Genomic DNA, 13,716 nt, shown 5'->3' with positions numbered 1-13,716 from the left:
AGCGGCGAAGCCAAGACCATGTTCGGTGACGCTCGTAGGGTTGAGGCCATGACGACCACAGTGATCGCCCCGGTCCCCGGACGCGCGATGAGCCTCGGCGATGTGCCCGACCCGGTGTTCGCGCAGGGCATGGTGGGTTACGGCGCCGCGATCGACCCCCCGCGCGAGGTCATCACGGCCGTCGCACCGGTCGGCGGCCGGCTGCTCAAGTTGATGCCGCACGCCTTTGTCGTGCTGACCGCCGACAATGTCGGCGTGCTGGTGCATCTCGGCTTGGACACCGTCGCACTCGACGGGCAGGGTTTCACGACCCTTCTGCAGCAGGGCGAGCAGGTGCGCGCCGGGCAACCGGTGACCACGTTCGACGTTCCGGCGATCGTGGCCAAGGGACTCGATCCGGTGGTGCCCGTGGTGGTGATGGACGAACGCGAACCGGGCAACATCTCGGTCACCGCCGCGCTCGGCGCCCCCATCGCCAGCGGCGGCGAACTGTTCGTGGCGCAGCGCTGATGGAGGTCATCATCGTCGGCGGTCCGTCCGAGATCGGCACGCTGGCCGCCGACGCGATCGGCGCGCTGCTGCACCGCAAGCCCGACGCTGTGCTCGGGCTGGCCACCGGGTCCTCCCCGCTGGCGATCTACGACGAACTCGTGTCCCGTTGTGCGGCAGGGCAGCTGTCGTTCGGACGGGTCCGCGGATTCACCCTCGACGAGTACGTCGGTCTGCCCGCCGAACACCCGGAACGCTACCGCAACGTCATCGACGACGTGTTCGTGTCCCGGATGGATTTCGCGCCCGGTGCGGTGCAGGGGCCCGACGGGCTGGCCGCCGACATTCCGGCCGCCTGCACCGCCTACGAGGAGGCGATCCGCGCGGCCGGCGGTATCGACCTGCAGATCCTCGGCATCGGCACCGACGGGCATATCGGTTTCAACGAACCCGGATCCTCGCTGGCCTCGCGAACCCGCATCAAAACCCTGACCGCGCAGACCCGTTCGGACAATGCCCGGTTCTTCGGCGACGATATCGACGCGGTGCCCACCCACTGCCTGACCCAGGGGCTGGCCACCATCCTCGACGCCCGCCACATCGTGCTGGTCGCGACCGGTCGGCAGAAGGCCGAGGCCGTGCACCACCTCGTCGAGGGCGCGGTGAGTGCGATGTGGCCGGCAAGCGTGCTGCAGCACCATCCCCACGTGACGGTGCTGCTCGACGACGCCGCCGCGCGGCGCCTGCAGCTGGCCGACTACTACCGCGAGACCTACCGGTCCAAACCCGATTGGCAGGGTATCTGAGTGCTGCTGGCCGCCGACACCTTGCTGACGGGCGCGGATCTGTTGCGGCCCGGCTGGATCAACGTGGCCGGCACCACGGTGCGCGCCCTCGGTGCCGGGAGCCCGCCGGGCCCGGCCGATCGCACGGCGGCCGTCGTGGTGCCCGGTTTCGTCGACACGCATCTGCACGGTGGCGGTGGCGCGAACTTCTCGGCCGCCTCGGCGCAGCAGACCGCGACGGCGGCCGCGCTGCACCGCAGGCACGGCACCACCACCCTGCTCGCCTCGCTCGTCACCGCGGCACCGGTCGAATTGCTGTGGCAGGTGCGCAGTTTGGCCGCCGACGTGCGTGCCGGCGTGTTGGCCGGGATCCATCTGGAAGGGCCGTGGCTGTCGGTGCACCGGTGTGGGGCGCACCAGCCCGCGCTGATGCGGGACCCGGATCCGGAGGAGATCGACCGGGTGCTCGCCGCCGCCGACGGCGCCATCGCGATGGTGACACTGGCGCCCGAACGCGAGGGCGCACTGGCGGCGATCGCACAATTGACCGCTGCGGGTGTGGTCGTCGCGGTCGGGCACACCGAAGCCAGCTACGCACAGACCCGCTCGGCCATCGAGGCCGGCGCCACCGTGGGCACCCACCTCTTCAATGCCATGCGCCCGATCGACCGGCGCGAGCCAGGGCCGGTCGTCGCGCTGCTGGAGGATGCCCGGGTGAGCGTCGAGCAGATCACCGACGGCGTCCACATCGATCCGGCGATCTACCGGTTCGTCACCCAAAGCGTTGGTGCCCAGCGCGTCTCGCTGGTCACCGATGCCATGGCGGCCACCGGGATGTCCGACGGACGCTACGAACTGGGCCCGCTGGGGGTCGATGTGGTCGGCGGGGTGGCGCGCGTCGCGGGCACCGACACCATCGCGGGCAGCACCGCCACCATGGACCGGGTGTTCCGGTTCGCCGTTCGGCACAGCGGATTGGCGCCCGATGAGGCACTGCTGCAGGCGGTCGCCCAATCCTCGATCAACCCGGCCCGTGCGCTCGGGCTCCCGACGGGCGAGTTGACACCCGGAGCCACCGCCGATCTGGTGGCCCTCGACGAGGATCTCGCCGTGACGGGTGTTCTGCACCGGGGGGCGTGGGTCTGACGCCGGCATGCGCCATGATGGGGTCATGCCCGAGGAACCCGAACTCAATGTGCTGGGCGGACCGCTGGAGCCGTGCGGCACCGATCCGGTGACCGGCTTCTACCGTGACGGCTGCTGCTCGACGGGCCCCGAGGATGTGGGCCTGCACACCATCTGCGCGGTGGTGACCGCCGAATTCCTGGAACACCAACGCTCGATCGGCAATGACCTCAGCACGCCGATGCCGCAGTACCGGTTCCCCGGCCTGACGCCCGGCGACCGCTGGTGTGTCACCGCGGTGAACTGGTTGCGCGCCTACCAGGACGGCTGCGCAGCCCCGGTGGTGCTGGCCTGCACCCACGAGAGCACCCTGCAGGTCGTCGGGTTGGAGGCCCTCGCCGAACACGCCGTGGACGTTCCCGATGACGCCAGCGACCTCTAGGTGAGGTAGCGGTTGCGCCAGCGCTCGAACCTGTTGCGCGGCCGCTCCGCCTCGGAGAGCACCTCGCTCATCGGGGGTGCGGCCGATGTCGACACCATCGGACCACGCCCGGCCGATGCGGGCGTCTCCTCCCACCAAATCGGTTGCAGCAGAGCCGAGGTGATCGGGATAGCCTTGTTGACCCGCTTGTACCCCCACGCACACGCGCGGTCGATGGAACCCGGTGACGGCGCCAGGTTCACCGGTGACAAGGTGGGCGAGAACCGGACGATGTGGTCGGAGTAGGGCAGATTGCGCACCATCTGCAGCTGGATGGCCTGCGCGATGGGCACCAGCCAAAGATGGCGCGGATCCCACTGCGGATGGAAACTGTCGAAAGCCAGATAGCAGGCGTTACGGGTGCCGAGCCTGCCGTCGCGGATCCGCTTCCAGGCCAACTCCACCGGCACGTTACTGGCGGTGCCGCCGTCGACGAACGCCGCGACATCGTTGGCGGCCAGCATCTCGTCCAGAATCGGGAGCATCCGTGGGTCCCGGGTCTCGTGGTGCAGCACACCGGGGATCGCCGACGAGAACGAAGCGGCGTCAACGACATTGACGTCGCGGGTGAGGTCGTCGCCGCCGACCACGACCGCCTTGACCACCCGTGAATCGATGAACGCGGCGGCCTGCCACAACCGGGCCGCCACCTCGGGGCCGACCCCGATCGGCAGAAACGGCAGCGTCCGCAGCTTGAGCACCGCGAGCTCCTGATGGCGGAACTTGGCGGGCAGGGCGGCGAACGGTTGCCTGCGTACCCCGGCGATCACCGCGTCGAACGGGATCCCCAGATCCGCCATCCGCAGCTGCTCGCCGTCGGGGCGCGTGAACAGCGCATCCGCAAACTGGTCGAAGCGCAGCGAAAAGACCCCGGTGAGTCCGTGTTTGCGGCGCATCTGCTCGGGTCCGAGGATGGCGCGGTAGGACACCGTCTTCGCCCATGCCACGTACTCCTCGATCGGCACGGGCAGCGTGCGGGCCATCACCGAACCGATCACCGATCCGATGGATGAGCCGACCAGGTAATCGGGCACCTGCCCGGCTTCCAGCAGCCGCTGCATCCCGCCGATATAGACGAAGCCGGCCCCGCCGCTACCGCCGAGCACCGTCACCAGCTTCTTGTGCCCGACCTCCGCGTCCAGTTCGGCCAGGGCGAACAGACTGCCGTGCCGGTCGGCGAGCTGGAGCCGCTGGGCATCCTGGTCCTCGGTGAGCGCGTTGAGCACCTCCCGCGCGGCGACGAGCGCGGATGCCCCGTGCTTCTCCTCGCGCAGCGGTCCGTGCAGGGCGTCGGTTACCCGGGACTGCCAGCCGCTCTGCTCGGCGCCCACCGACACGTCACCGCGCCCGCGTCGGCCACCCGGACCGGCCGCACCCGGCTCGAAATCGGCGAGCTTGGCGAAATTCAGCAGGTAGCGCAGCTTGCGCAGCTGCTCGGCGCTGAGCACGTCCGGGTGCGCCAGGTTCAGCCGGACCAGCCGGTTCTCCATCTTCTGCAGCGCCAGTGCCGGCTCGCCGGAGGGCAGGTCCGCGCCGAGCGCCTCGGCGTTCTCCTGCTCCTCGGCGGAGTCGGCCGGCTCGGCGTCGGGGATGGGGGTCTGCACAGTCAGAGACTCTAGGTGTCCGGTGTCAGTCCGTCGGAGCGATCCCGCGTCCCGACGAACGCCAGCAGCGCGGGGTCATCGGAGACCAGCCGTTCCACCTCCTCGCCGCCGTCGCACCGCAGCAGGGCTATGGTCAGCCGGTCTGGCGTGCGGGCCACCACCTGCCAGTGCGCGCCGGAGTCTTCCCAGCGGCGTAGTTCCTCGACCGGGTCGCGGGCCATGGGTCCATCTTGCCCCGTGCGGGTGCCCGACAGGCCGGCGACCCGTGCCGTTCCGGGCGCGTAGACCCCTCAGCATTCCCCGCGTTGGGTAGGCTCGGGCCTCAAATGATCGACACTGACGAGGCACTGCCGATTCTCCCGCGTGAACTCACCGACCTCCCGGACGCCGTGCGGCGGGTCGGCCCGCCGCAGATACCGGACATCGATGCGCCCTACGCCGCGCGACTGGTAGACCCGGATACCGATGCCGAGATGATCTCGGAGTGGATGAACCTCCCGCACCTCGCCCAGGCCTGGGAGTACGCATGGCCGCCGGAGCGCTGGCGGCTGTATCTGAAAGCCCAACTGGCTGGGACGTTCTCCCGCCCATTTCTCACCAGCCGCAAGGGTGAGGACATCGGTTACGTCGAGCTGTACCGGGCCGCAAAGGATTCCATCGCAACCCGCTACGACGCCCACCCGCACGACCTCGGCATGCACGCCGCGATCGCGGACACCAAACTGGTCAACCGCGGCATCGCACCGCTGATGCTGCCGCGGCTGCTGAAGGATATGTTCGCCAGGGAACCCGAGTGCCGGCGTGTCATGTTCGACCCGGACCACCGCAATATCGGCGCGCGCCGGCTCGTCGAGTACGTGGGCTGCAGTTTCCTCGGCGAGCACCGGATGGCGAATCGCACGATGGCCCTGTACGTCTTCCCGCGTACCCCCGAGGACGTCCCGGCACACAAGTAGCTGCGTCAGGACGCCGAGCGCATCATCTCCTCGTAGCCGTCGAAATCCGGTTTCATCGCGGCGGCGACCAGTTCCCACAGCACCTCATCGGTGCCGCCGCCGACGCGTGCCAGTTTCATGTCGCGCCACCACCGTCCCAGCGGTGTCTCGTCGATCAGATAGCCTGTGCCGCCGAAGATGTGCATGCACTCGGAGACCACTTCCTCGCCGAGCCGGGCCGCGCACACCTTCATCGCCGCCGCGGTGCGCAGGTCGAGCTTCCCGCCGGCGGCGATCCCGGTGAGCGCGTGGCGCAGCATCTCCACCCGCGCCTGCAGATCGGCCATCCGCATCCGCAGCGCCTGGTGCTGGTACAGGGTGTGCCCGAACTGGCTGCGGTTCATCATGCGGGCCAATGTGATTCCCAACACCCGCTGGCAGTTGCCGGCGATCTGTCCGGCCACCGACATGCGCTCGTGGGCGAGTCCCCAGGAGATCGCGGCCAGACCGATCCCGGCCCTGGCCACCAGGGCCTCGGCGGGTACCCAGGTGTCGATGTGCACCGCGGCGGTGTCCAGCGGACCGGCGCCGACCTTGTGGTAGGGCCGCTGGACCTGGACTCCGGGCCCGCGCAGCGGGATGGCGATGACGACGACGTTGCCGTGCCGGCTGTCCGGGTCGTTGTCGACGTTGCGCGCGACGGCCAGCACATAGTCGGCGATGGGGGAGAGCGAGACGAACTTCTTGATGCCCTTCACCTCGAAACCGTCGCGGACCGAACGGACTTTGGTCTCGACGATCTGGAGGTCCGACCCGCCGGACTCCTCGGAAGCCCCCACGCACAGCACGACCTCGCCGCGGATGGCCTGTTCGGTGATCTCGCGCAGATGCTGCGAGCGCCCGAATCGGCGCAACAGCGCGATGGCCGAGTCGTGCAGACTGACCCCCACCGCGATGCCGGCCGATCCCAGCTTGCCCAGTTCCAGTGCGAGCGCGATCACTTTGGCCACGTCGGGGTGCTCGGAATCGCCCCATTTGGCCGCGAAAACGCCTTCGGCGCCCAGATATTCGATGAGCTCGCGGGGGAACTTCTCGGTGCGTTCGGCCTCGGCGGTCCAGGCCCGGACGCGGTCGTCGAAGACCCGGCCGAGCAACTGCTCGAAGTCGGCCGGCGCATTCGGTTCGGTGACGTCGATGGCGGTGGTCACTGTCCTGCACCCTCCAGATTGCGCTTGACTTCGAGCCGGCGCAGCTTGCCCGACGACGTCCGGGGAAGCGATCCGGGCCGCATGAAGACGACATCGGCGGGAACCACACCGCATTCGGAGGCGATCAGCTCGACCAGCGCGGTGCGGGCGGCGGGTTCATCGGCGCCCTTGAACTCCGCGGCGATCACCAGCCCGGGACGGGCGGCCGGACCGTCGGTCCCGACGGCCACGACGGCACCGGCCCGGACCCCGTCGACCCGGGCGGCCACGTTCTCGATCTCGGTCGGGAAGATGTTGCGCCCGGCGACGGTGATGATCTCCTTGGCGCGACCGCAGATGACCAGGCGTCCGTCCAGGAAGTAGCCGATATCACCGGTGGGGAACCAATTTTGGGGCTCGATGGACTGTTCGCCCAGATAGCCGCTCATCATCGAGGTGCCGCGGATCTGCACCTCGCCGACCTCGCGGTCGGCGACGTCGGCGTTGAACTGCTCGTTGGGTGCGATACGGATCTGCATCCCGGGGATGGCCTCGCCCAGCACGGCGTGCTTGCGTCGGTGACCGCCGTCATCGGTGACGATCTGGATCTCGTCGACCAGCAGTCCACCGCCGGGCCGCGGCACCGCCACCGCACAGTTCGATTCGGCCAGACCGTAGGACGGGGCCAGCGCGGCGGGGGACAGCCCGAACCTGGCCATCTCGGTGGCGAAGGTCCGGCTGCCGTCGCAGTCCACGGGTTCTCCACCGTTGAGCGCGAAGCGCAGGTTCGACAGGTCGGCCTCGCTGACCAGTCCCGCGTACTTGCCGATGATGTTGTAGGCCATGTTCGGTGCCGCCGTGATCGACGCACGGCTCTCGGTGAGCCAGGTGATCCACCCGAACGGAGACGACGAGAAGGCCGACGTCGGTGCCTGCCAGAGATCCGCGCCCGCCAGCGCGTGGGTCAGCAGGAACGACAAGCCCATGTCGTGGTACAGCGGCAGCCAGGAGTGGCCGCAGTCGGCATCGGTGACCCCGACGCGCTCGACCAGCGCGCCGATATTGGCCAGCACCGCCTCGTGCGACAGCTGAGCCGTGCGCGGCGTGCCGGTGGAACCCGCGGTGCCCTGCAGGACTGCCGCGCCGGTCCCGGTCACCATCCCGGTGTGCGTGCTCGACCGCCGCGGGTGCGCGACGGCACCGATATCGTGCACCGCCAGAGCGCTTTCCACGCCGGACAGCTCACGAAGATGTGAGCCGTGGCTGAACACCGTGCGCACCCCGACGCCCGCGAATCGCTCCATGGTGGCGCGCGCCCAGCGCTTCGGGTCTGCACCGCGCACCGGCCCCGGCAGGATCGAGACGGCCGCACCGGCCAGAAACGCGCCGGGGATGGCCGCGATGAACTCTGCGGTGGGTTCACCGACGAGACCGACTGCGGGTGTGCCGTCAGCGCAGATGCGGGCCGCCACGTTCTCGGCGCGCGCGTGGATCTCGCCCCACGGGTGACGGTTCCAGGTGCCGGTGTCGGTGTCGAGCACCGCCAGCGCCCGGTCGCTGGAGGTCATCGCATCGGTCAGCGCCTGCGCCAGCCCCCACGGCGCGCCGGTCACGAGTTCGCCTGATCCACTGGCAGTTTGGCCAGCACCGCGGTCTCCAGATCGCCGAGGGTCTCGCAGCTGAGCAGATCTTCCTCGGAAAGCGCCGCGCCCAAACGGTCCTCGATGGCCACCATGCCGACCGCGAAAGCCACCGAGTCCATGCCGACGTCGTCGACGAGCCGGGAGTCGCGGGAGACCCGGGAGATGTCGATGTTGAGATCGTCGCGCAGGATGGCCAGAAGCTCCGGTTTGACCGCTTCGGGATGTGACATTTCCATGTTCGGCGACCCTACACCTGAGAATTTACTCAGGGTAGGCTTACCGAAGCTGAGATCACCGTGGCGGGTGTCCGACGGTCAGATCGCCCTTTTTCATGCCTCCGTCAATCGACACCTGTGCGGGCACAACTTCGCTCGTGACCAGGCCATGCGCCCCGGTCAACGCATCGATCAGATCGAAACTCGCGGCGATCCGCGCGGGGGTGTCCACCACCACGGTTGTGACGGGGACCTCACGTCCGAGCTGAAACAACCGGTCGCCGTGCGGTTCGTGATCGCCGTGGAAACCCCAGATCCCGCGCAGCGCAGTCGCGCCGCCGACGACGTGCCGGCCGCGCAGCGCCGCCACGATCGCCCGGTGGATCGGGACGCCGTCGTGCAGGGTGTCCTCCGAGGTGTGGATGGTCAGCTTCTGCCATAACGGCACCCCGTCGGGATCGGCCGGGGGCAACGCGGCCGGACGGGCCAGCAGCCTGCCGTCCCGCTTGCAGAGCTGCACGCGTTCCACCGTGATCGTCGCCTCGGGCAGCAGCTGACGAAGCCATGGCAGCGCCGTCGCCACCTGATCGGCGGTGCCGGAGGCCGTGATCAGCATCGGCACCGCGGTGTTGGTGCTGAAGAACCGGGCCCGCCGGCGCGTCCCGTGGTCGGTACCGTCCACCCCGAGAAATGCTGCCGCACCGGCGAATCCGATCCGGTGCAACTGCGCGCACACCTCCCGGTAGGCGGGCCGCCCGGCGACCCGGGTCTGCCGGCCGACATACACCGTGAGCTTTGCCGAGTCCGAACCCGGCACGGCGGTGCCGGCGCGCTCCAGGGTCACGATGCCCCGCGCGATGCCGGCGACCACCCGCGGCGCCAAGCTCGCGATGCGCTCCGCGGTGTCCACCGCGAGCACCGCGACGGGCAGGTCCTCGGAGGTGGACAGCGACCGGTCGGTGCGCAGTTGATGGCTGGGTCCGAATCCGCCGATACCGCGCAGCACCACACTGTTGGACACCGCGGCGCGGCCGAAGAGGTCCAGCAGTTCGTCGGCGACGAAGCCGTGCTCCCCGCGCAGCCGCTCGCCGAAGTAGGCGGTCAGTTTCAGCAGTTCGTCGCTCACAGTGCCCGTCCCGTCAGCTGGCCCAGCCAGGCTGCCGCCACCCCCGCCACCATGCTGACGACGATGTTGGCCGCCGCCGCGGCGCCCTGTCGTTCCTCGGCCAGCCGCTGGGTTTCCAGCATCCAGGTGGAGAACGTCGTGTAGGCGCCGACGAACGCCGTTCCGGCCAGCAGCGCGATCTGCGGCGTCAACGCCAGCGCGCCGAGCAGGCCGAGCAGCCAGGCGCCGCTGACGTTCACCGCCAGGGTGCCCACCGGGAGGCCGTTGGCGAGCTTGACCCGGCCCGATACCGTGCGGTCGACCAACAGCCGGCACACCGCTCCGAGTCCGCCGAGCACCATCACCGCGGCCCACACCAGTGCCGTGTTCACCGGACCCGGACCCGTCTGACCAGTGCGGTGGCGCCCTGCGCCGCCAGCAGCCCCAGCGCGATACTCACCGAGGTATAGGCCGCCGCCAACAGCACAAAACCGTGCTCCAGCATCACCAACACCTCCACCTGCATCGTCGAAAAGGTGGTCAGGCCACCGCACAGACCGGTGCCCAGCAACGGTCGGCGGTACCCCGAGGCGGGCAGTCGCTCCAGCAGCCGCGTCGTGAAATACCCCAGCAGGGCGGCCCCGACGATGTTGACCACGAACGTCGCCCACGGCCAGTGTCCCGGCGGGACCGCAAGAACATGGCTGAGCGCGGCGCGCGCCAGAGTTCCCAGCGCGCCGCCGATGAAGACGGCGGCGAGTTCGCGCCGGTCGGTGATTGCCACACCGCAGAGTATGAGGCCGCGCGGCGGTACGGATACAGTCGGCTCACCATGACGGCGCAGGATCTCATCCCGGTGCGGATCTCCGTACTCGGGCCGGTCCGGGCGTGGGTGGCCGGCCGGCCGGTGGATCTGGCCGGACCCAAGCAGCGTGCGGTGCTGATCCGGCTGGTCCTCGCGCACGGCGAGGTGGTGTCCGTGGACCGGTTGATCGAGGATCTGTGGGCCGGTGAGCCGCCGCCGAAGGCGCTGGCGGCGCTGCAGGCCTACATTTCTCATCTGCGCCGGGTGCTGGAACCGGGGCGGGAGCGCCGGGCCGCGGCCCGGGTGATCGTCAGCGCCGCGCCCGGATACTGCCTGCGCCTGCCCGATGACGCCGTCGACGTGTGGTCGCTGGAGGCGGCGATCGCCGCCGCCGAACAGTGCGGCGATCCGCAGGAGCGCGCCCGAATGCTCGACGATGTGGTGGCTGCGTGGTCCGGCGAGCCCTACGCCGAAGTGCGCGACGCCCTGTGGGCGGCGCCGGAGGTGGCTCGGCTGGCCGAGCTGCGGCTGTCGGTCACCGAGGCGCACGCCGCGGCGCAGTCCGCGCTGGGGCAACATGCGGTGGTGGCCCGGGTGCTGGAGTCGCATGTGCGGGATCACCCCGACCGGGAGGCGGCGGCCTGCCTGCTGGCGGTCGCTCGGTATCGCTGTGGTCAACAGGCGGCGGCCCTGGATGTGTTGCGCCGCAGCACCGCCTACCTCATCGAGGAGCTGGGGCTCGAACCCGGCCGGGCGATTCGCGAACTGGAACGCGACATCCTGCGCCACGCCGAGCACCTCGATCCCATCGCACTGGTGCCGGTGCCGGTGCCTGCGCCGCACGAGACTCCCGTTGTCAACCCCGCCCGCGGCCGCAACAGCGAACTCGCCGCCATCGACGCGGCGGCGGGTGCCGCCGCGCGCGGCGGGCTGCGGGTGGTGTGGGTCGGCGGTGAAGCCGGCGCCGGAAAGACCACCGTGGTCGAGGCCGCCGCGGCCCGGTTGCTCGCCGCCGGCTGGACGGTGGTGGCCGGGCGCAGCCCCGAGGTCGACGGCGCGCCACCCGGCTGGGCGTGGACGGAGGTCCTCGAAAGTTTCACCAGCACACTGCAACCCCGTGAGTCTGCGGCGCTGGCCCCGCTGTTGCACGACGAACGGATGACCCCCGGGCAGGCCGCTGAGGGCACGGTGTTCTGGATCGCGCACGCCTTGGCCGAGGTGCTGGGGCAGGCCGCCGAGCGCGCACCGCTGCTCATAATCCTCGAAGATCTGCACCGCACCGACGGCCTGACCTTGGAGCTGCTGCGCCTGATCGCCGACCGGCTCGGCGCCGCGCCACTGCTGGTCATCGGCACCTACCGACCCTCGGAATCGGGTGCCGAGTTGGGCCAGGCCCGCGCCGCGCTGGCCAATCACACCGCGGCGCACCTGATCCTGTCGGGCCTCGACGATGCCGCGCTCACCGCGCTGGCCACCGATTGCGGGCTGCCCGCGGTGACCCGGGAAACGTTGCGGCTGTTGCGGGAACGCACCGGAGGCAACCCGCTGTTCGTCCGGGAGCTCGCCCGGCTGATGGTCGCCGAAGGTGTCGATGCCGCGCACGCCGGGATCCCGGCGGGGGTCGGAGATGTGGTCCGTCGCCGGCTGGCCCGGCTGCCGCCGCAGACCGCGACCGCGTTGCGCCAGGCGGCGGTGCTGGGTCGCGAGGTCGATGTCACCCTGTTGGCGGAGTTGGCCCGCAGCGATGACGACGAACTCCTGGACGCGCTGGAGCCCGCGGTGCTGGCCGGCCTGCTCGACGAACCGTCCCCTGGGCGGATCCGGTTCGCCCACAACCTGATCCGGGACACGCTGTACGGTGATACCTCGGTGCTGCGGCGCTCCCGGCTGCACGCGGCCGCCTTGGAGTTGCTTCGGTCTCCGGGGCACGGCGCCGACCCGGCATCGCTGGCCTACCACGCCGTCGCCGCCGCAACGTCTGAAACTGCACACGAGGCAGCGGCTTTCGCGATGACTGCGGCCTCGGAGGCCGACAGCGTCGGAGCGCCGGTGGAAGCCGCCCGGCAATGGCGAGCCGCGGTGCGCATGTTCGAGCTGGGCGGTGCTGATCACGCGGTGACGGTGCCCGCCCGGTGCGGTCTCATCGCGTCCCTCGCCCGGGCCGGGGACGCGCTCGGGTCCCGCGAAGAGTTACACCACACCATGATCGCCGTCGGCGACCATGACGAGCCCGCGGTGCGGGCGCTGACCTCCGCCGATGCCCCGCTGGTATGGCGGGTGCGGGCCGGTGACGCCATCGACGACGCCATCGTCGGCCCGTTGCGCCGGGTGCTGGGCCGCGACCAGCCCCCGCAGATCCGCGCCCGGCTGCTTCTCACGTTGTTCACCGAACTCGAAGGTGTGGAACATGATTCGGCGCTGGCGGCCGCTGACGAAGCGCTGCAGCTGGCCCGGTGCCTGTATGCCGAGGACCCGGCCGGCCACCAGCGGCTGCTGCTGTCCGCGCTGAACGTGCGGGCCTTCGCATGCCTGGGCCCGGACCTGGCGCATGAGCGCGAAGCCATCGTGGCCGAGTTGCTCGCGGTCGCCGAAGCCTATGACGCCACCGACTACCAGGCGGTGGCGCACTGGTTCGCGTTCCTGGATGCCTCCGGACGGTCCGACCTGGCGGGTGCGGCCGCGCACGTCGACCAGGCGGTGGCGCGGGCCGGGACCGGTCAGCTGGGCTTCCTGCTCGGCGTTCTCGACGCGTTCGGTGCGCAGTTGGCCGTGCTGGCCGGCCGGACCGATGCGGGCGAGCAGGCCTATGTCGCGGTGTCGGCGAAGCTCGCCGAATACGGGGTGGCCAACGGGGCGCATATCGGGATCGTGGGCCGGGTGAGCGCGAACATGGTCCGCGGCAGCCTCGCCCCGATGGCCGACGAGCTGGTCGCCGTGCATCGCCACGTGTCCCGGATGATCGCCGACGGCGCCGTGATCGCGCTGCACCAGGCCGGCAGAACCGAAGAGGCTCAGCAGATCTGGGCCCAGCGGATACCGATCGAACGGTCCTTCTTCTTCGTGGCCATGGCGACCCTGCGGGCACACGCCGCCGTCGCCATGGGCGACCTGGACACCGCCACCGCCACCGCCGCGGAGTTGTTGCCGTATTCGGGGCGCTTCGCCGGACTGGACAACGGGACCCTGCTCACCGGTCCGGTGGATGCCGCCCTGGCGGCCGTGGCCGAGGCCACCGGTGACCGGGTGGGCGCGGCGCGCTACCGACGGGCCGCCGGCGAGCTGACCCGTCGACTGTCGGCGCAGGCCCGGGCCCTGATCGGCTGAATCTCACTGGCGAAACTC

The 13,716-nt window shown here is 70.2% G+C and carries 14 protein-coding genes; 6 read left to right on the top strand and 8 right to left on the bottom strand.

All coding sequences use genetic code 11. The annotated features are described in order from the left end of the window. Positions 1 to 48: 48 nt before the first annotated feature. From A7U43_RS21550 to A7U43_RS21535, 4 genes are read left to right on the top strand one after another with little or no spacing between them, the layout of a single operon-like run. A complete protein-coding gene (locus A7U43_RS21550) occupies positions 49 to 510 on the top strand; it encodes a PTS sugar transporter subunit IIA (protein ID WP_067999244.1) in 462 nt (153 codons plus the stop codon). Further along, complete coding sequence (nagB, locus tag A7U43_RS21545) at positions 510 to 1,295, top strand: glucosamine-6-phosphate deaminase (protein ID WP_067999242.1); 786 nt, start codon at positions 510 to 512, stop codon at positions 1,293 to 1,295. Before A7U43_RS21550 ends, nagB begins: the two co-directional genes overlap by 1 nt. Continuing rightward, the gene (gene nagA, locus A7U43_RS21540) at positions 1,296 to 2,420 is read left to right on the top strand and encodes an N-acetylglucosamine-6-phosphate deacetylase (protein WP_067999240.1); all 1,125 of its coding nucleotides are present in this window, start codon (positions 1,296 to 1,298) and stop codon (positions 2,418 to 2,420) included. A gap of 25 nt (positions 2,421 to 2,445) precedes the next feature. Then, a complete protein-coding gene (locus A7U43_RS21535; protein ID WP_067999238.1) occupies positions 2,446 to 2,841 on the top strand; it encodes a DUF2237 family protein in 396 nt (131 codons plus the stop codon). Here the strand turns inward: A7U43_RS21535 and A7U43_RS21530 are convergent. Together A7U43_RS21530 and A7U43_RS21525 are read right to left on the bottom strand one after the other, a co-directional pair. After that, a complete protein-coding gene (locus A7U43_RS21530; protein WP_068003350.1) occupies positions 2,838 to 4,472 on the bottom strand; it encodes a patatin-like phospholipase family protein in 1,635 nt (544 codons plus the stop codon). The genes A7U43_RS21535 and A7U43_RS21530 overlap by 4 nt on opposite strands. 23 nt (positions 4,473 to 4,495) lie before the next feature. Next, entirely contained in the window at positions 4,496 to 4,705 is a 210-nt protein-coding gene (locus A7U43_RS21525) for a hypothetical protein (protein ID WP_067999236.1), read from the bottom strand. A gap of 105 nt (positions 4,706 to 4,810) precedes the next feature. On the opposite strand from A7U43_RS21525, the gene A7U43_RS21520 reads away from it, so the two are divergent. Next, positions 4,811 to 5,440, top strand: a complete 630-nt coding sequence (locus A7U43_RS21520; RefSeq protein WP_067999234.1) for a GNAT family N-acetyltransferase — start codon at positions 4,811 to 4,813, stop codon at positions 5,438 to 5,440. 5 nt (positions 5,441 to 5,445) lie between these two features. Here A7U43_RS21520 and mbtN read toward each other — a convergent pair whose 3' ends face one another. The 6 genes from mbtN to crcB (A7U43_RS21490) are packed head-to-tail and all read right to left on the bottom strand — an operon-like array spanning position 5,446 to position 10,353. Beyond that, positions 5,446 to 6,627 (bottom strand): mycobactin biosynthesis acyl-ACP dehydrogenase MbtN, encoded by a 1,182-nt coding sequence (mbtN, locus tag A7U43_RS21515; RefSeq protein ID WP_067999231.1) that lies wholly within the window; start codon positions 6,625 to 6,627, stop codon positions 5,446 to 5,448. After that, positions 6,624 to 8,198 carry a long-chain-fatty acid--ACP ligase MbtM gene (mbtM, locus tag A7U43_RS21510; protein WP_156526161.1) on the bottom strand — a complete coding sequence of 525 codons (1,575 nt, stop codon included), beginning with the start codon at positions 8,196 to 8,198 and terminating at the stop codon, positions 6,624 to 6,626. The genes mbtN and mbtM overlap by 4 nt, the downstream gene beginning before the upstream one ends. Before the next feature lie 17 nt (positions 8,199 to 8,215). After that, positions 8,216 to 8,485, bottom strand: a complete 270-nt coding sequence (locus A7U43_RS21505; protein WP_067999229.1) for an acyl carrier protein — start codon at positions 8,483 to 8,485, stop codon at positions 8,216 to 8,218. 55 nt (positions 8,486 to 8,540) lie between these two features. Further along, positions 8,541 to 9,590 carry a DUF190 domain-containing protein gene (locus A7U43_RS21500; RefSeq protein ID WP_067999227.1) on the bottom strand — a complete coding sequence of 350 codons (1,050 nt, stop codon included), beginning with the start codon at positions 9,588 to 9,590 and terminating at the stop codon, positions 8,541 to 8,543. Then, positions 9,587 to 9,931: a fluoride efflux transporter CrcB gene (gene crcB / locus A7U43_RS21495; RefSeq protein WP_068003344.1), complete on the bottom strand. Its 345-nt coding sequence runs from the start codon at positions 9,929 to 9,931 to the stop codon at positions 9,587 to 9,589. The genes A7U43_RS21500 and crcB (A7U43_RS21495) overlap by 4 nt, the downstream gene beginning before the upstream one ends. Before the next feature lie 26 nt (positions 9,932 to 9,957). Then, complete coding sequence (crcB, locus tag A7U43_RS21490) at positions 9,958 to 10,353, bottom strand: fluoride efflux transporter CrcB (RefSeq protein ID WP_067999226.1); 396 nt, start codon at positions 10,351 to 10,353, stop codon at positions 9,958 to 9,960. Between the two features lie 48 nt (positions 10,354 to 10,401). Between crcB (A7U43_RS21490) and A7U43_RS30590 the strand changes: the two genes are divergently transcribed. Continuing rightward, positions 10,402 to 13,698, top strand: coding sequence for a BTAD domain-containing putative transcriptional regulator (locus A7U43_RS30590; protein ID WP_067999224.1), 3,297 nt, complete (start codon positions 10,402 to 10,404; stop codon positions 13,696 to 13,698). Positions 13,699 to 13,716: the final 18 nt, after the last annotated feature.

Source organism: Mycobacterium adipatum (assembly GCF_001644575.1).
GTDB classification, from domain to species: domain Bacteria; phylum Actinomycetota; class Actinomycetes; order Mycobacteriales; family Mycobacteriaceae; genus Mycobacterium; species Mycobacterium adipatum.
This window is presented reverse-complemented; position numbering and strand designations above follow the sequence as displayed.